Annotated in this window: 15 protein-coding genes; 4 read left to right on the forward strand and 11 right to left on the reverse strand. The window is 68.1% G+C overall.

The genetic code is table 11. The features are described 5' to 3' along the window. Window positions 1-8 precede the first annotated feature (8 nt). Window positions 9-1,232, forward strand: coding sequence for a CoA transferase (locus MOM01_RS08710; protein ID WP_241385000.1), 1,224 nt, complete (start codon window positions 9-11; stop codon window positions 1,230-1,232). Then, complete coding sequence (locus tag MOM01_RS08715) at window positions 1,229-2,626, forward strand: amidohydrolase family protein (RefSeq protein WP_241385001.1); 1,398 nt, start codon at window positions 1,229-1,231, stop codon at window positions 2,624-2,626. The genes MOM01_RS08710 and MOM01_RS08715 overlap by 4 nt, the downstream gene beginning before the upstream one ends. Window positions 2,627-2,632: 6 nt before the next feature. On the opposite strand, the gene MOM01_RS08720 is transcribed toward MOM01_RS08715, so the two are convergent. The 3 genes from MOM01_RS08720 to MOM01_RS08730 form a co-directional block, all read right to left on the reverse strand. Then, the gene (locus MOM01_RS08720; protein WP_241385002.1) at window positions 2,633-3,703 is read right to left on the reverse strand and encodes a 2-oxoacid:ferredoxin oxidoreductase subunit beta; all 1,071 of its coding nucleotides are present in this window, start codon (window positions 3,701-3,703) and stop codon (window positions 2,633-2,635) included. Beyond that, window positions 3,700-5,634 (reverse strand): 2-oxoacid:acceptor oxidoreductase subunit alpha, encoded by a 1,935-nt coding sequence (locus MOM01_RS08725; protein WP_241385003.1) that lies wholly within the window; start codon window positions 5,632-5,634, stop codon window positions 3,700-3,702. The genes MOM01_RS08720 and MOM01_RS08725 overlap by 4 nt, the downstream gene beginning before the upstream one ends. Before the next feature lie 71 nt (window positions 5,635-5,705). Further along, the gene (locus MOM01_RS08730) at window positions 5,706-6,419 is read right to left on the reverse strand and encodes a dienelactone hydrolase family protein (RefSeq protein WP_241385004.1); all 714 of its coding nucleotides are present in this window, start codon (window positions 6,417-6,419) and stop codon (window positions 5,706-5,708) included. Between the two features lie 213 nt (window positions 6,420-6,632). Between MOM01_RS08730 and MOM01_RS08735 the strand changes: the two genes are divergently transcribed. Further along, window positions 6,633-7,325, forward strand: a complete 693-nt coding sequence (locus tag MOM01_RS08735; protein WP_241385005.1) for an SDR family NAD(P)-dependent oxidoreductase — start codon at window positions 6,633-6,635, stop codon at window positions 7,323-7,325. 23 nt (window positions 7,326-7,348) lie between these two features. On the opposite strand, the gene MOM01_RS08740 is transcribed toward MOM01_RS08735, so the two are convergent. The 8 genes from MOM01_RS08740 to MOM01_RS08775 all read right to left on the reverse strand — a co-directional run bounded on the left by MOM01_RS08740 (window position 7,349) and on the right by MOM01_RS08775 (window position 16,604). Continuing rightward, window positions 7,349-8,593, reverse strand: coding sequence for a CaiB/BaiF CoA transferase family protein (locus MOM01_RS08740; protein WP_241385006.1), 1,245 nt, complete (start codon window positions 8,591-8,593; stop codon window positions 7,349-7,351). Window positions 8,594-8,690: 97 nt separating this feature from the next. Then, window positions 8,691-9,758, reverse strand: coding sequence for an acyl-CoA dehydrogenase family protein (locus MOM01_RS08745; protein WP_241385007.1), 1,068 nt, complete (start codon window positions 9,756-9,758; stop codon window positions 8,691-8,693). Continuing rightward, window positions 9,755-10,900 carry an acyl-CoA dehydrogenase family protein gene (locus MOM01_RS08750; protein WP_241385008.1) on the reverse strand — a complete coding sequence of 382 codons (1,146 nt, stop codon included), beginning with the start codon at window positions 10,898-10,900 and terminating at the stop codon, window positions 9,755-9,757. Before MOM01_RS08750 ends, MOM01_RS08745 begins: the two co-directional genes overlap by 4 nt. Next, a complete protein-coding gene (locus MOM01_RS08755; RefSeq protein WP_241385009.1) occupies window positions 10,897-11,505 on the reverse strand; it encodes a TetR/AcrR family transcriptional regulator in 609 nt (202 codons plus the stop codon). Before MOM01_RS08755 ends, MOM01_RS08750 begins: the two co-directional genes overlap by 4 nt. After that, complete coding sequence (locus tag MOM01_RS08760; protein WP_241385010.1) at window positions 11,502-13,070, reverse strand: acyl-CoA synthetase; 1,569 nt, start codon at window positions 13,068-13,070, stop codon at window positions 11,502-11,504. Before MOM01_RS08760 ends, MOM01_RS08755 begins: the two co-directional genes overlap by 4 nt. A gap of 2 nt (window positions 13,071-13,072) precedes the next feature. Further along, the gene (locus MOM01_RS08765) at window positions 13,073-14,230 is read right to left on the reverse strand and encodes an acyl-CoA dehydrogenase family protein (RefSeq protein WP_241385011.1); all 1,158 of its coding nucleotides are present in this window, start codon (window positions 14,228-14,230) and stop codon (window positions 13,073-13,075) included. Between the two features lie 31 nt (window positions 14,231-14,261). Next, complete coding sequence (locus MOM01_RS08770) at window positions 14,262-15,071, reverse strand: crotonase/enoyl-CoA hydratase family protein (protein ID WP_241385012.1); 810 nt, start codon at window positions 15,069-15,071, stop codon at window positions 14,262-14,264. Between the two features lie 111 nt (window positions 15,072-15,182). Further along, entirely contained in the window at window positions 15,183-16,604 is a 1,422-nt protein-coding gene (locus tag MOM01_RS08775) for an ABC1 kinase family protein (RefSeq protein ID WP_241385131.1), read from the reverse strand. A 187-nt stretch (window positions 16,605-16,791) separates the two neighbouring features. On the opposite strand from MOM01_RS08775, the gene MOM01_RS08780 reads away from it, so the two are divergent. Further along, window positions 16,792-17,811: a sigma-70 family RNA polymerase sigma factor gene (locus MOM01_RS08780; RefSeq protein WP_277609383.1), complete on the forward strand. Its 1,020-nt coding sequence runs from the start codon at window positions 16,792-16,794 to the stop codon at window positions 17,809-17,811. Window positions 17,812-17,818 lie beyond the last annotated feature (7 nt).

Genomic DNA, 17,818 nt, shown 5'->3' on the forward strand with positions numbered 1-17,818 from the left:
TCACCGGCGTGGCCACCGACCTCGCCGCGGACCCGGTACGCGACTGGGCGGACAGCGGAATTGCTTCTCTGACCGGCAGAGTCGACGGCCCGCCGCTCCTTCCCCCCGGACACGCCGCGACCGTCGCCCGGGAGCTGTCGGCATCGATCCGCGTGACGTCGAGCGGAGCCGTCGAGGTCGACGGTGCGGCCCTGTTGTCCGAACGTGCGGCCTTCACAGGTCACCGCCGTGCCGGGGCGGTGTCGGCCGGAGGTGCGTGCCGCCTGCTGCCGACCGTCGACGGATGGGCGGCCGTCTCCTGTGCGCGTCCCGACGATCCGCTGCTGCTCGGCGCTCTGATCGAAGCTGAGATCCCGGACGATCCGTGGCCCGCTGTCGCCGGCTGGCTCGTCGAACACACCGGGGCCGAACTCGCCGAGCGCGCCGAGATGCTCGGGATCGCTGCCGGGCCGGTCGCGCCGTCTCCGGCCGCTCTCCCGGCCCCGGCGGCCCCGCGGCCGGTCGACGGACTGCTCGTCGTCGACTTCAGCGCCCTGTGGGCCGGCCCCCTGTGCGCGCACCTGCTCGGCCTCGCCGGGGCACGGGTGGTCAAGGTCGAGACACCCTCGCGACCCGACGGTGCGCGTCGAGGCAATCCGGACTTCTACCGACTGCTGCACAGCGGGCACGAGTCCGTGGTGCTCGATCCGCACGACGGGAGACAGCGCCGCGAACTCGCGGAGCTGGTGGCCGCCGCGGACATCGTGATCGAGGCCTCGCGACCACGAGCGCTGGCCGGTTTCGGTCTCGACGCCCGGGAGGCGGTGGACGAGGGTACGACCTGGATCTCGATCACCGCCCACGGGCGAGCATCGCACCGGGTGGGTTTCGGTGACGACATCGCCGCATCCGCCGGTCTGATCGCCTACGACGCCGACGGTCCCGTCTTCGTGGGCGACGCGATCGCCGATCCCCTGACCGGGCTCACCGCCGCCGCGCTGGCAATGTCGGCACCCGCCGGCGGAGGCGGGATGCTGTGGGACATTCCGATGTCCGGGGTCGTCGCGGCGACCCTCGACCGTCCGGCGAGTATCGCGCAGCCGGCCGTCCGCGAGGGCGGGCGGTGGGTTCTGCAAGCAGCCTCGGGAACCGTCCCGGTCGCCGAGCCCCGCCGGCGCGAGATCTGCGGTGAGGCACCCGAGTCCGGACGCGACACGACGCGTGTCCTCGCCGAACTCGGGATCAGGTCGTGACCACGCTGGTCGTTCGCGACGTCGAGGTCTCCGGCGTGCGAGGGCTGGACGTGACGATCCGCGACGGCGTCGTCGTGGCCGTCACCGCAGGGCCGTCGCCTCCGCCATCTGCGCACGTTCTCGACGGAGGCGGTGCGGCACTGCTTCCCGGTTTGCACGACCATCACCTCCATCTGCACGCACTCGCCGCCGAGCGGGCCTCCGTCCGATGCGGGCCGCCCGCGGTCCGGACGGCCGACGATCTCGCCCGGACACTCGGCACCGCCCCCGGGGACGGATGGATCCGGGGTGTCGGATACGCCGAGTCGGTTGCCGGCCTCCTCGACTCCGCGTCGCTGGATGCACTGCACCCGCACCGGCCGGTGCGCATCCAGCATCGAAGTGGTGCGGTGTGGTTCCTCAACTCCGTCGCAGTCGCCCTCACCCGACTCGCGACCGCCGATCATCCCGGGGTCGAACGCGACGGGAAAGGGAACCCGACCGGGCGGGTGTGGCGTGCCGACACCTGGTTGCGCGACCGGTTACCGGACACCGGTCCCCCCTCGCTCGCGGAGGTGGGCGCTGAACTCGCCGGGTACGGCATCACCGGTGTCACCGATGCGACACCCGATCTGACTCCGTCGACCCTCGAGCACCTCCGCGCCTCGCATGCCGACGGATCCGTCCCGCAACACGTGCGTCTGCTCGGGGCGCCACCGGACTTCCCGTGCCGGTCGGCCTCGTTCGCACCGGGACCGCACAAGATCGTGCTCGCCGACTCGGGCCTGCCCGACCTCGACGTCCTCGCCGAGACGATCCGCCGCGCCCACGATGCGGGTCGCGCGGTCGCGGTGCACTGTGTCAGCCGGGAGGCGTTCGCGATCCTGCTCGCCGTTCTCACCGAGGTCGGCACCCTGCCCGGAGACCGCATCGAGCACGGTGCGCTCATCCCCGCGGAGTCGATCGACGACGTCCGGCGGCTCGGCCTGCAGGTGGTCACGCAACCCGGCTTCCTCGCCGACCGCGGAGATGCCTATCTCCGCGACATCTCCTCGGGCGACCTGCCCGATCTGTACCGCTGCCGCAGCCTCCTCGACGGCGGAGTGCCGCTCGCACTGTCGAGCGACGCGCCGTACGGGCCCGCGGATCCCTGGACGGTCGTCGCCGCCGCCGTCACTCGCACCTGCCCCACCGGTGACGTCGTCGGGTCCGACGAACATCTCTCCGCTGCAACAGCACTCGACCGCTGTCTCGCGCCGCTCGACGATCCGGGAGGCGCCGCGCGCAGCGTCCGCGTCGGCGCGCCCGCCGATCTCGTCCTGCTCGATCGCTCACTCGCCGCCGCCCTCTCCGCGCCGTCCGCGAGTGCGGTGCGCGCAACTCTCATCGGCGGCCGCATCGTGTACGGCGCCTGAGCCGGGTCAGGGAACGGTCCAGACGTTGTCGCCCCGCAGTACGTCCTGCAGATCCGCGGTTCCGGCTTCCTGCGCCCGGCGCATCCGCGCCCGGGCGGCGTCGTCGTAGGCCGGACGTGTCACCTGCCGCACGACACCCATGACGACATGGCCGAGATCCTGATCCGACAATCTCGACAGTGCGTATGCGTACTCGGGATCGTCGGTGCGCGCGTCGTGCACGACGATGTCGGCGACGTCGACCTCGGAGCGCTTCTCCACCCGCAGACCGAATCCTTTTCTCACGACGCACAGTTCGTCGTCGACTCCGAAGACGATCGGTTCTCCGTGCCGCAGCGGGATCAGGTGGGACCGCGCTTCGTCCTTGCGGAGCACGTCGAACGAACCGTCGTTGAAGATCGGGCAGTCCTGGAGGATCTCGACGAAGGCCGTCCCGCGATGATGCGCTGCTGCGCGCAGCACCTCGGTCAGTCCGGGCCGGTCGGAGTCGAGAGCACGGGCCACGAAGGTCGCCTCGGCACCGAGGGCGAGGGACAGGGTGTTGAACGGAGTATCGACCGAGCCTGTGGGTGAGGACTTGGTGATCTTCCCGGCCTCCGAGGTCGGCGAGTACTGACCCTTCGTCAGCCCGTATATCCGGTTGTTGAACAAGAGGATCCGCATGTTCACATTGCGGCGCAGGGTGTGGACGAGGTGGTTGCCGCCGATCGAGAGGGCATCGCCGTCACCGGTGACGACCCACACCGACAGATCCGGGCGGGTGACCGCGAGACCGGTCGCAAGGGTCGGAGCCCGCCCGTGAATCGAATGCACCCCGTAGGTGTCGAGATAATAGGGGAAGCGGGACGAACAGCCGATGCCGGAGACGAAGACGAGATTCTCACGCCGGACACCCAACTCGGGCAACATGCTTCGCATCGTCGCGAGGATGACGTAGTCGCCGCATCCGGGACACCACCGGACCTCCTGGTCCGTGGTGAAGTCCTTCGCCTTCTGCGGCGTCTCCGTCCGGGGTACACCGTCGAGCGCGTCGGTGTGCGGAACGAGTCCGAGATCGTGGCCGAGGAGTCCGGTCATGCTCCCGCCCTCTCTGCGTTCGGGTCGCGTTTGGTCGAGGACGCCACCGCGTCGGGGTTTCGGGAGCGCTCGAGGTCGGCGAGTGCCCCGGCGAATTCTGCGTCGAGAGCCTCCTGCAGTTCGTCGGCGCGGAAGGCCATACCGGACACCTTCGTCACCGGCTGGATGTCGGCGTCGAAGCGTGACTTCAGCAGGGACGACAGCTGCCCGAGATTCATTTCCGGCACCAGCACGCGGCGGTACCGCGAGAGCACGTCACCGAGATTGCCGGGCATCGGCGCCAGATGCCGGAGATGTGCGCGGGCGACGGCACGACCGGAACGCCGGGTCCGGCGCACCGCCTCACCGATCGGGCCGTACGACGAGCCCCAGCCGAGCACGAGCACGTCGGCATCACCGGTCGGATCGTCGACCTCGAGATCCGGGACCTCGATACCGGCCACCCGTGCCGTCCGGAGCCGTGTCATCAGTTCGTGGTTGGTGTGGTGGTACGAGATGTCGCCGGTGCCGTCGGCTTTCTCGAGACCGCCGATCCGATGCTCGCGACCTGCGGTTCCCGGAATCGCCCAGTCGCGCGCAAGGGTGACCGGATCCCGCGCGTAGGGCAGGTGGGCGGGATCGTCGCCGCCGCGGGGCGCCGCGAATCCGGGGTCGATGCGCGGCAGGTCGGCGAGGTCCGGAATCCGCCACGGCTCGGAGCCGTTGGCGATGGCACCGTCGGACAGCAGCATCACGGGCGTGCGGTAGGTGACCGCGATGCGGGCGGCCTCGAGTGCGGTGTCGAAGCAGTCCGCGGGTGACTGCGGAGCGACGATCGCGACGGGTGATTCGCCGTTGCGGCCGTACATCGCCTGCAGTAGGTCGGCCTGCTCGGTCTTCGTCGGCAGTCCTGTGGACGGTCCGCCGCGCTGGACGTCGACGACGATCAGCGGCAGTTCGGTCATCACCGCCAGGCCCACCGCCTCGGATTGGAGTGCGATCCCCGGGCCGGACGTGCTGGTGACCCCGAGCGCTCCCCCGTAGGCCGCACCGATCGCGGCGCCGATTCCGGCGATCTCGTCCTCGGCCTGGAAGGTGTGCACGCCGAACCGTTCGAGCCTGCTCAGGGCGTGCAGGATGTCCGACGCGGGGGTGATGGGATAGGTACCGAGGAAGACGTCCATCCCCGCGGCACGCCCTGCCGCGACGAGGCCGTAGGCGAGCGCGGTGTTGCCGGTGATCTGCCGGTACGTTCCCGAGGGCAGCGATGCGCGGGCGACTACGTAGGTCGTGGCGAACGCCTCGGTGGTCTCCCCGTAGTTCCAGCCCGCGCGCAGTGCCAGGACGTTCGCGTATGCGATCTCGGGTTTCGCGGCGAACTTCTGCTCGAGGAACCGCTCGACCGGTGCGATCGGCCGTCCGTACATCCACGACAGGATGCCGAGCGCGAACATGTTCTTCGCCCGGTGCGCGTCCTTCTTGCCGACGCCTGCCGGTTCGACGGCCCCCGCCGTGAGCGTGGTCATGGGCACGGCGTGGACGGTCAGATGCTCTTCTGCGGCGGTGTCGAGCGGGTCGGCGTCGTATCCCGCCTTGTTCAGATTCCGCTTGGTGAACTCGTCGCTGTCGACGATGAGCGTGCCACCCCGGGGCAGGTCGTCGACATTGGTCTTGAACGCGGCGGGATTCATCGCGACCAGCACGTCCGGCCTGTCGCCGGCGGTGAGCACATCGTGGTCGGCGATCTGGATCTGGAAGCTCGAGACACCGTGCAGGGTGCCCTGCGGGGCACGGATCTCGGCGGGAAAGTTCGGTTGCGTCGCCAGGTCGTTGCCGAAGGCGGCCGCCTCGGCGGTGAAGCGGTCACCGGCGAGCTGCATGCCGTCGCCGGAGTCCCCCGCGATACGGATGACGACCTGTTCGAGTTTCGCGCTCGACGCCATGCGCTCCATGGTGGTCCTCGGGGGCGCATCCGCAACCGTTTCGCCGAAATTCACCGCCCGCCGAGGACCACTGCGGACGGTCAGGACCGGACGGTGTCCCCGATGAAGTCCAGCGCTTGCGGCCACGACACGGCATAGGCCTCGGCGTTGACGGGATTGTCGTGCCGGCCACGGGAGGAGAATCCGTGCTCGGCGCCCGGGTAGACGTGTGTGATGGTCGCGCCGGTTCCACGCTGCTGCAGGGTCGACTGCAGGCGGCCGAAGGTCTCGGTGCTCATGATCGTGTCGGCGCCGGCGTGCAACACCATGACGGGAGCGGCCACGCGGCCCGCCTGTTCGACGGCGTCGAGCGTGTGGTTCGGCGGCGTCGGCACGAAGATCGACGGGTGGTAGGCGACGACGTTCGCCATCCGGGGGTCGCGGGCGCCGAGGAGGAGAGCGAGACGGCCTCCGAGGCACCAGCCGATCACTCCGACCTTCACCAGTCCGAGTTCACCGAAAGCGTGGTCGAGCAGGGCCGCCATCTCCGCCAGGCACTTCTCGTCGTCGAGCCGGCCCATCATCTCCATCAGTTCCTCACGCGCGGTGTCGTCGGCGCTCGGACCGTGCCAGGGATCCCAGACCAGCGCGGTGACGCCGGTACCGGCGATGTCCTGGGCGTATTCGCGGACCTGGGCATCGATACCGGTGATCATGGGCAGGAGCAGCATTCCACCGGTAGCGCCGCCGCGGGGGCGTGCCAGATAGGCGCGCAGTCCTGCGATGTGAACGAATTCTGCCTCGACGTCGGTCATCGACGGTCCTTCCGCTTGCTCGGGATGTCCGACATGATCTTCGTACGAAGTCGGGCGGACGGCACCTCACGACGACGCATCCCACTCGCCGGAAAATAATGAGAACATCATTTCCGTTTTGCGGTATCGTCACTCTCGTGCACCGGCGGACAGTCGGAGCACGGCAACCGCGGCACCCGCCCGCGACAGCACGCTCGAAAGGGATACAGGCAGATGGCTCGCACCGTATTGGTCAGTGGTGGCACCGGCGGCCTCGGCTCCGCCGTGACGAAGCATCTCCTCGACACCGGCTGGCGGGTCGTGGTGCCGTGGCTGGTCCGCGAGGAACTCGAGCGCGTGGGCACGCACCCGAACCTGCAGCTCGTCCAGGCCGACCTCGGCGACGAACAGCAGCTCGAGGATGCACTGGCCCTGGCCTGCGACGACCCCGACGCCCCGCTCTTCGGCGTCGTCAACCTGGTCGGCGGTTTCACCTCCGGGCCGCGCGTCCACGAAACCCCGATCGAGGTACTCGACTCCCAGCTCGACCTCAATCTGCGTACCGCCTACTCGGTGAGCCAGGCAGCGCTGCCCCACCTGATCCGCCGCGGCGGTGGATCGATCGTGTGCATCTCCACCGCCGCGACGCTCAACCCCTTCCCGGGCGGAGCGTCCTACATCGCCTCGAAGGCAGCCGTCTCGGCGCTCGTCGAGACGATGGCACTCGAATATCGCGACGACCACATCCGCGTCAACGCACTGCTGCCGGTCGTGATCGACACCCCCGCCAATCGCGCCGCGATGCCCGATGCCGACACCAGCCGGTGGTCGAAGCCGGCCGACATCGCGAAGGTCATCGAGTTCCTGATCTCCGACGCGGGCTCCTCGATCACCGGCGGATTGATCCCGGTCACCAACGTCGGCTGACAGGAGCGCCGGGACGGCATCCGTCAGCCGACGATGCCTGCCTGCCTCAGATCCGCGATCTGCTCGTCGGTGAATCCGAGACCGGTGAGGACGGCGTCGGTGTGCTGTCCGAGCGCCGGAACCGCACCCATCGGCAATTCGACGTCCCGGAAGTTCATCGGCGGCAGGATGCCGCGCACCGGACCGGCTTCGGTCTGCACCTCACGCCACCGGTCGCGAGTCGAGAGCTGGGGATGTTCGATGAGTCCCCGCAGATCCCGCAACTGCGCCGCGGGCACCCCCGAGGCGGCGAGCCGCTCGTCGAGATCCGCGCTCGTGAACTGCTTGGTGCCCTGCGCGACCAGGGCATCGACCTCCTCGCGGCGACGTACCCGTTCGAGATTGGTGGCGTAGCGCGGATCATCCGCGAGTTCCGGCATGCCGAGCACTTCGGTGACGAGAACACGCCAGCCACGATCGTTCTGGACACCGACGAGAATCTCCCCGTCGGCGGTCGGGTACTTGTCGTAAGGCGCGATCGACGTGTGCGACAAGCCCATTCGAGGAACCTGACGATCCTGGTACATCTGCAGGTACATCGGGTAGCCGAGCCATTCGGCGGTCGCGTCGAACATCGACACCTCGATCGTCGCTCCGATCCCGGTCCGGTACCGGCGCAGCAACGCCGCCTGGATCGAGGTGAGCGCGTACATTCCGGCCGCGATGTCCGAGGTGGGAATGCCCGTCTTGACCGCGGTCTCGGGCGTACCGGTGATCGAACACAGGCCGGTCTCCGATTGCACCAGCAGGTCGTACGCCTTGCGGTCGCGCATGGGGCCGTCGGCACCGTAGCCGGACATGTCGACCACCACCAGTTCCGGATGGTCCGAGCGCAGGTCGTCCGCACCGAGCCCCAGGCGCGCAGCAGCACCCGGCGCGAGGTTCTGCAGGAAGACGTCGGCGCCACGAACGAGAGCCTTCACGGCATCGATACCCTCGGGTGCCTTCAGATCCACCGCGAAGGACTCCTTACCGCGGTTGAGCCACACGAAATGCGCGGCGAGACCGTGCACCGCACTGTCGTAGGCCCGCGCGAAGTCGCCCTCGCCGACGCGTTCGACCTTGACCACCCGCGCACCGAGATCCGCCAGATGGCGGGTCGCGAGGGGTGCGGCGACCGCCTGCTCCAGGCTCACCACGAGGATGCCTTCGAGCGGCAGTCCGGCCGAAGCCTCGCCATCGACCCGCTCGGTTCCGTTGCCCGCCACCCTCGCCCGTCCTTTCGTCATCGCGTTCCCGCCCGGCGTCGCTGTACGCCGACCGGCCCGATCCCACTCAGGAACCGGATCTTCTTCGGTATCGATCGTCGTTCCGGGGCTGCCGGGTTCATTCCCCGAGTCGCGAGGCATTCCCGGCGGGTACCCGATCGCCTGTGATCAGCGCCCACACGTCCTGCGCATCACCCGCCGCGGCGAGCAGTTCGGCATCCCACGAGGCCACGGTCCCGAATTCGCTTCGCCACGACAGGATCCGGTTCGCATGCCGGTGCAGTTCGTGTTCCATCGTGAATCCGATCGCCCCGAGCGCCTGGTGCGCGTTACGGGCGACGACCGATGCCGCGTGTCCGGAACACGACGCGGCCGCGGCGATCGCGAAACGCGTCGAGGCAGCGTCGAAGCCACCGGCGAGGACCGCGTCGACCGCGGCGTCGGCTGCGGCATACGCGAGTGATGCTTCGGTCGCAATGTCCGCGGCGAGGGCCTGGACGGCCTGGAACTTTCCGAGAGGACGCCCGAATTGCACGCGCGCCGTGGTGTGTTCGACGACGAGACCGAGAATGCGATCCATCGCACCCGCGGAGGCGAGCGCGCGTGCGAGCGCACCACGGTAGCGGAACTCGTCGGCGACCTCTGCCGGAACGTCGGCTCCCGGGAGGGTCGCGAGATCGACGCGCAGATGATCGCGGGGTTCCGCCGCCAGGTTCACGGACTCGACGAGTTCGACGTCCTCGCGCGAGACCTCGGCAACCCGCCACCCCTGCGGGGACTCCCACAGCACGACGATCGAGTCCGCGAACCGGGCCCACGGGACGTGCCGCGCCCGGCCCTCCGCGTCGAGGACCGCCGCGGTACGCACACCGGGACCGGCGTCGAGACCGGCGGTGTCGAGCAACCATCCCGCCAGCAGGTCGTTCTCGGCGACCGGCACGGCGGCCGCCGCCCGGCCCGCGGCGTCGAGCAGCAGCGCGGCCTCCGACCAGCCCGCGCCGCTTCCGCCGCACTCCTCCGACCCGGTCAGGCGATCGAGACCGAGTTCGGTGAGCGTGGTCCACAGGGCGCGATCCAGTTCGACGACCTCACCGATGCGGTGGTCGTCGCCCGAGGTGAACACCTCGGACAGCATCTGCGCGAAGTCGCGCAGTTCGGTCGATTGCCGTGCGTCGTGCCCGCTCATCTCATCCCCAATCCTCGTGCGATGACCCCGCGGAGGATCTCGCTCGTGCCGCCGCGCAGTGTGAAGCCCGGACGCTGCATGACGCCCGCCCTCACGAGTTCCGCCAGATGCGGGTCGCCGGCGGTGTAGCCCGCGATCTCGTCGGCGAGGTCGGCGAGATCACCCTCGGTCTTCGTGCCCAGCACCTTCACGACCGATGCTGCCAACTCGGCATTCTCACCGCGTTCGAGCGATTCCGAGACGGCGATGGACATCCGGTGCAATCCCGCCATGCGGCCGATGGTCGCCCCGATGCGAGTGTCCGGTTCGGTGGTGCCCTCCGCCACCCCACGCACGAGGGATTCGAGCACCCCGAAGGTCGACAGGAAACGCTCCGGACCGCTCCGTTCGTAGCCGAGCTCGCTCGTGACCTGCTCCCAGCCGGCACCGATCCGCCCGAGCACCAGATCGTCCGGCACGAACACGTCGTCGAGGAGCACCTCGTTGAAATGGTGATCGCCCGACATCGACAGGATCGGTCTGATCGTCACGCCCGGCGAGTCGAGCAGGACGATGAACTGGCTCAGCCCGTCGTGACGGTGCGCCGGATCGAGGGGGGCGGAGCGAGCGAGAGCGAAGAACGCATCGGCGTGATGGGCTCCGGACGTCCACAATTTCGTGCCGGAGATGCGCCATCCTCCGTCGACCCGGGTCGCCCTGGTCTTCACGCTCGCGAGGTCGGATCCGGATTCGGGCTCGGACATGCCGATGGCCCAGCAGATGTCACCGGTCGCGATGCCCGGAAGGAACCGCCTCTTCTGTTCCTCGGTACCGTATTTCAGCAGCGAGGGAGCCGCCTGCCGATCGGCGACCCACTGGGCGGCGACCGGCGCTCCCGCCGCGAGCAGTTCCTCTGTGACGACGAAACGCTCCATGAAGGTGCGCCCGTGTCCGCCGTACTCGACGGGGATCGTCATACCGACCCAGCCGCGCGCCGCGAGGGCACGCGTGAAGTCGGGGTTCCAGCGCGTCAGCCAGGTGTCGATGCCCGGCGTGAAGACCCCGGCCTCGATCAGGTCCTTCAGGAAGGACCTCACCTCGGCGCGGAGCTCTGCCAGTGCCGGGTCGGGAGTGCCTGCTCTCGGCACGAGTCGTGCGCTCACCGTCGATCTCCTTCTCCACCGATTACAGCAGGGCACAGCAGTGCCAGGGACAGTTCCGCGTAGCGTGCCGCGATCTCCTCCGGGGTGTCCGGGCCGGCAGGGTCGTACCAGTTGGCTATCGCCGAGACCATCGCCAGGATCGACCGGCGGCAGTCGTCGGGATACTTCGTGGTGAACACCCCGCGTTCGACGCCGTCGTCGATGATGTCGCGGATCCGCTGCCGCCCGGCACGTCGGCGTTCCTCGTAGAGTCGCGCGCCCTCGGGTTCGAGATTCCGGACCTCGGTCGCGATCATCCGCCCGTGTTCGGGAAATCGGGTGCGGAATACGACATTTCCCTTGACGAATGCGCGGATCCGGTCGACGGGATCGTCGCCGACCCGAGCGAGTTCGGCGTCGCAGACCGCGTCGTAGGTGTCGACACCGTCCAGCAGGATCGCGAGCAGCAGATCCTGCTTGTTCTTGTAGTGGTAGTACAGGGCGGACAGACTCACGCCCGCCTCCTGCGCGATCGTCCGGATGGAGGAGGAGCCGTATCCGTTGCGTACGAACTCCTTCCGCCCCGTCTCGATGAACACGCGCTGCTTCGGTGACAGCGCCCTCACGACACCGCTCCCGCATCGGCGTACCGGGCGATCAGCTCGTCGAGCCGTCCCTTGACCATCTTGCCCGTCGGTGTGCGCGGTAGTCCGCCGACGAAGCGGACGCGCCGAGGACACTTGAAACGGGAGAGCCGCGCTCGGCAGAATTCGATGATCTCGCCCTCGGTCTCGTCGGATCCCTCCTCGCCGGAGACGAGTTGCACGAACGCTTCGACACGTTCACCGCGATCGGCGTCCGGCACGCCGACCACCGCGACGTCCGCGATCGAGGGGTGCAGGATGAGGACGTTCTCGATCTCCTGGGGGTAGATGTTCACCCCGCCCGAGATGATCGTGAACATGCCCCTGCCGGTCAGGAACAGGTAGTCGTCCTCGTCGAGATATCCGATGTCTCCGGTGGTGTACCAGCTCTCCTCGGCGGGGTGCCGCGTCGACGCGGTCTTGTGAGGGTCCCGATGGTATTCGAACGAGTAGTCCGGGCGCTCGAAGTAGACGATGCCGACCTCGCCGGGTGGAAGCCTGTTTCCGTCTTCGTCGCAGATGCGTGCGAGCCCGAGAGTTCCCGGTCCCCCGGTCTTTCCGACGGTTCCCGGTTTGCGGAGCCATTCCTGTGGGGTGACGAGGGTGTTGCCGATGGCTTCGGTCGCGGAGTAGTACTCGTAGACGATCTCGCCCCACCACCGCATGAGCTCGTGCTTGACCTCCACCGGGCACGGAGCCGCCGAATGCAGCGCGCATCGCATCGACGACAGGTCGTAGCGCTCCCGGATCTCGCGCGGCAGTTTCAGGAGGCGGACGAAATGCGTGGGCACCCACTGGCTGTGGGTCACCCGATATCTCTCGATGTATTCGAGGCTTCGCTCGGGATCGAAGGTGTCCATGAGCACGACGGTGCCCCCGAGTGCCTGGGTCGACACGCTGTACCGCAGCGGCGCCGAATGGTAGATCGGTGCCGGCGACAGATACACCGTGTCCTCGTCGAAACCGAACCGGCGCACCTGTTTCAGCAACGGAGAACCCGGCTCGTCCCCGACCTGCGCGCCGGTGAGCGCGGGTTTGATGCCCTTGGGGCGGCCGGTGGTGCCGGAAGAGTACAGCATGTCGCTGCCACGCGGCTGATCGTCCGGAGGCGTGACCGGGAAACCGGACAGTTCGTCCTCGTACACGAGATGCCCGGGGATCTCTCCCCCGAACACGATGCGGTGCACCACCTTCGGGGTCAGTGGCACGACCGACTGCGCGAGATCCGCGAGCGGCGCCGAGACCACGAGCACCTTCGCGTCGCAGTCGTCGACGATGTACGCGGCTTCGACCGGTGTCAGATGCCGGTTCACGAGGGTGATGTAGACACCGGAACGCAGCGCACCCCAGTACAGTTCGAAGACCGTCATGTCGTTGACGGTGATCACCGCGATGTGATCACCCCTTCCGACTCCGTGAGCGCGAAGCCAGTGCGCGAACCGGACGGAGGCGTCCTCGAGACGACGATAGGTGAGCATCCGTCCGGTCGCGGCCTCGTGCACGGCGGGCCGGTCCGGGGCGACCGCGGCATAACGGCCCGGGTACATCCTTACAGCCCCAGATCCTTGGAGATGATCGTCTTCATGACCTCACTGGTGCCGCCGTAGATCCGGGTCACCCGGGTGTCGGCGTACAGGCGGGCGATCGGGTACTCGGTGATGTAGCCGTAGCCACCGTGCAATTGGAGGCACTTGTCGATCACGCGTCCGGCGACCTCGGTGCAGAACAGTTTCGCGCGAGCCGCGTCGGCGACGGTCAGCTCCTTGCGGTCGAGCAGTTCGAGGCAGTGGTCGACGTACACCCGCGCGGCCTGGGTCTCGGCGGAGCACTCGGCGAGCACGAACTTGGTGTTCTGGAAGGAGGCGACCGGCTTTCCGAACACCTTGCGCTCCTTGGTGTACGCGATCGCGTGGTCGATCGCGGCCTCGGCGAAGCCGACCTGGTTCAGAGCGATGCTCAGACGCTCCTGCGGCAGATTGTGGGTGAGATAGTCGAAGCCCTTGCCCTCCTCGCCGAGGAGGTTCTCCACGGGCACCTTCACGTCGGTGTACGACAGCTCGGCCGTGTCCTGCTGGTGCAGACCGATCTTGTCGAGCTTGCGCCCCACGGCGAAGCCCTCGGACGCCGTGGGCACGGCGATGATCGACAGACCGCCGCGACGGTTCTCCGGATCGAACGGGGTGGTGCGGCACACCGTGAGGACGAGATCAGCGGTGACGCCGCCGGTGATGAAGGTCTTGGCGCCGTTGACGATGTAGTGCGAGCCGTCCTCCGACAGCTTCGCCGAGGTCGCGATGTTGGCGAGATCGGACCCGGTGCCGGGCTCGGTCATCGCGATCGCGGTCATGATCGAACCGTCGGCGAAGCCGGGCAGCCAGCGGCGCTTCTGCTCCTCGGTCGCATATTCGAGCAGGTACGGCAGGATGAGGCAGGCGTGCACGGTGTAGGAGCCGAACGAGACTCCCGCGCGCGCAACCTCTTCGAAGACGATGGTGTTGAACTTGAAGCTCGACTCGCCACCACCGCCGTATTCCTCGGGCACCTGGATCCCGAGGATTCCCAATTCGCCGAGGCGACGGAAGAACTCGCGAGGAGGACGGCCCATCTCGTCCCATTCCTCACGATGTGGCACGACCTCACGTTCGATGAAGTCGCGCAACATCTTCCGGAACTGCTCGTGTTCTTCGGTGAAGATCGTCCGCTGCATGGCGTGTCCTCGGGTTCTGGGGGATGAAATGTCAGTTGCCGGTGAAGTCGCCGGTTCGCCGTTCGAGGAACGCCGAGAGTGCTTCCCGGTGGTCGTGAGTGTGGTGTGAGAGTGCCTGGAAGGAGGCCGAGAGCTCGAGGAGCGTGTCGAGGTCGACGCGTTGGCCCTCGCGCAGCAGCTTCTTCGTCATGCGCAGTGCGTTCGGGGGGTTGACGGCGACGCGTGCGGCCAGCGCGTTCGCGGCGGCGAGAAGATCTTCGGGCTCGACGACCTGCGAGACCATACCCCAGTCGAGCGCCGTCGCGGCGTCTACGCGATCGCCGGTGAAGGCCATCTCGGCGGCGCGGGCCGCACCGATCGCACGTGGCAGCAGCCAGGCCCCGCCGTCGCCCGGGATGATGCCGAGCTTGACGAAGCTCTCCGCGAAGAACGCCGTCGTCGACGCGATCCGCATGTCGCACATCATCGCGAGGTCGCAGCCGGCACCGACGGCGGGACCGTTGACAGCGGCGATGATCGGGACCTCGCAGTGATAGACGGCCTTGGGCAGACGCTGGATACCGCGCCGGTAGCCCTCCCTCAGGGCGTGAGGGGCACCGCCGAACATGCCGCGACGCTCGTCCATGTCCTTGACGTTGCCGCCCGCCGAGAACGCGGATCCGGCACCGGTGAGGATCACGACACGCGTCTCGATGTCGCAGTTCGCTTCGTCGACGAGTTCGACGAGACGGTCGACGACATCGTCACCCGAGATCGGATTACGTGCCTCCGGAAGGTTGATCGTCCAGGTCACGACGTGTCCGGTGCGAGTACTCAGTACTACATCCTGCGGAGTTGCCATGTGCGGTCGTGGTCCTTCCCGTAGCCGGCGTGACCCGCATGAAATCAGGTCGAACGATCGTTCAAATTACGGGCTACGGACAGCCCTGTAAAGGTCTTTCCGGGTCCGAACTCAGTCGGGCAGGCTCACACCCGATTCGGCGGTTCTTATGGCGACCTCGTCCGGGAAGATGTTCCGGAAGACGAAGGGGTCCCGGCCGAGCACCCATCCGGGGGCGAGTGCCGTCGCATACCTCTCGAAGTACCCGAGCTGTTTACCGAACAACACGAGCTCCTCGGGAGTGGAGGTGTTCCACTTACGTCCCAGTGCGACCAGCCCCCCGATCAGCTCACTGAGCCGCAGCTCCCCCACATCCTGACCGAGGAGCGGGCCGAAGGTCTCCGCGACCTGCCGGCCCACCGCAGCGTCGTCGACGTCGAGATCCGCAGCGACACCGAGCGCTCGGACACTCTGGGCGACCGCCGTGAAATCCCCTTCGATCAGGGCCGCGCGGAACAGTTCCCGCAGCAGCGCACGCCACTTGCCGGGCAGTTCGCCGACGATCCCGAAGTCGAGCAGTGCCACCCGCCCGTCGTCGAGCAGCCACAGATTGCCGGCGTGCACGTCGCCGTGGAAGGGGCCGTGACACAGCACGGCCTCCATCCATACCTTCACGCCGCGACGCACCAGCAGGGCGGTGTCGAGATCGTCCTGTCCCGGCACCACCCGGTCGAGCGGCTTGCCCTGCAACCGCTCCATGCAGATCACCCGCGGACCACACCACTGCCAGTACACCTCGGGGACCGTGACGTAGGCATTGTCACCGAAGACGGAGATGTTGCGGCGGAAGCGATCCTGCCGATCCGCTTCGACCGCGGCGTTGAGCTCGGTCATCGTCGCGTTGTAGAGATCGCGGATGATCCCCGGGGTGTTCGCGATCCGGAAGAACTCGAATATCTGCAGCAGTTTCGCGCCCATGTACGCCGCCCGCAGGTCGACGAGCATGCGCTGCGCGATTCCCGGACGTTGCACCTTGACCACGGCGCGGCGGCCGTCGCGCAGCACGCACCCGTGCACCTGGGCCACGGAGGCCGCGGCGAGCGGCACGTCGTCGAACGACGCGAACATCTCCTCGATGCGATGCCCGAGGTCCTCTTCGATCACGGCCCGGGCCTGATCGGAGGGAAAGGTGGGAACGTCGTCGAGCATGCGCAGGCACGCATCGGCGAGGGCCACCGGGAACAATCCGGGTGACGACGCGATGAGCTGACCGAGCTTGACGAAGGTCGGCCCGAGGTGCTCGAAGGCGTCCACGGTGCCGTGCGCCGCCGCATCCACGAGACTGTGCTGCCGGGGCCGGACCGTCCACCGCAGCAGGGCCCACACCACGAAGGCGATCAGGGCCGCGGCGACCACGACGGCTCGTCCGAGTTCGGCGGGCCCGAACCGGTCGAGTGCGGGTGTCTCGACCGCGAGGGCGCCGGGCGGTAGGCCGTTCGCGTACGGGCCGACCGGTCCGGCGAGGTCCGGTTCGTCGGATACGCCCTCGCGCAGCGTGTCTTCGTGCACGACCTGTCCCCACTCCGTCCACCACGCGCTCACCTCGGCGCAACTTCGTGCACGGTACCTGCATACGGCGCGTCGATCGAGACCCCAGGCGATCGCCTGTCGTGTGTCGGTGCCCCCGACTACCCTCTGACGGGTAGCGGATTCGGGTCCGACCAGCCGGGGGTGCGTGATCATGACCGAACAACTGCTCGAAGAATCTGCCGGTTCGACACCGGCGTCGACGGATTTCATGGAACTGGCCGAGCCGTTCCGCCGTGAACTGCTCGCCCACTGTTATCGCATGAGCGGGTCGATCCACGACGCGGAAGACCTGGTCCAGGAAACCTATCTACGGGCGTGGCGCGGGTACGACAACTTCGGGGGACGCTCGTCGCTGCGGACGTGGCTGCACCGGATCGCCACCAACGTGTGTCTCACCGCGCTCGAGGGCCGTGGCCGCAGGCCGATGCCCACCGGGCTCGGGGCACCCAGTTCCGACCCCACCGACGATCTCGTCACCCGTTCCGAGATTCCGTGGCTCGAACCGTTCCCGACGGGGTACGTGACCGACGATCCGTCGGATCCCGCCACGATCGCGGCGTCCCGCGATTCCGTACGACTCGCGTTCGTCGCTGCGCTGCAGCATCTGTCCGCGCGTCAACGCGCGGTCCTGCTGCTCCGGGAGGTGCTGCAGTGGCGCGCCACCGAGGTCGCCGCCGCCCTCGACACCTCGACGGCCGCGGTCAACAGCCTCCTGCAGCGCGCCCGGGCGCAACTGAAGGACGCCCGGGTCCGGGACGACGAACTGTCCGAACCGGACGACGCCGACACCAAGGCACTGCTGCAGCGCTGGGTCGACGGCTTCGAGAAGTACGACATCGACTCGCTCGTACAACTGCTCACCGAGGACGCGGTCTGGGAGATGCCGCCCTTCGAGGGGTGGTACCAGGGCGCCGATGCCATCGTCACCCTCATCAAGACCAACTGCCCCGCGGAGGGCCCCGGCGACCAGGTGCTCCTGCCCACCGTCGCGAACGGTCAGCCGGCGTTCGGGCTGTACATGCGTGGAGAGGACGGCCGTCACCACCCTTTCCAGCTGCAAGTGCTCGACATCGTCGCCGGTAGAGTCACGCACGCCAGGGTCTTCTTCACCGACGACACCGCGGCGTTGTTCGCGAGCTTCGGGTTGCCGGAGGATCCGGCAACCCGCTGAACCTCGC

Source organism: Rhodococcus sp. CH91 (assembly GCF_022554085.1).
GTDB lineage: Bacteria > Actinomycetota > Actinomycetes > Mycobacteriales > Mycobacteriaceae > Rhodococcus.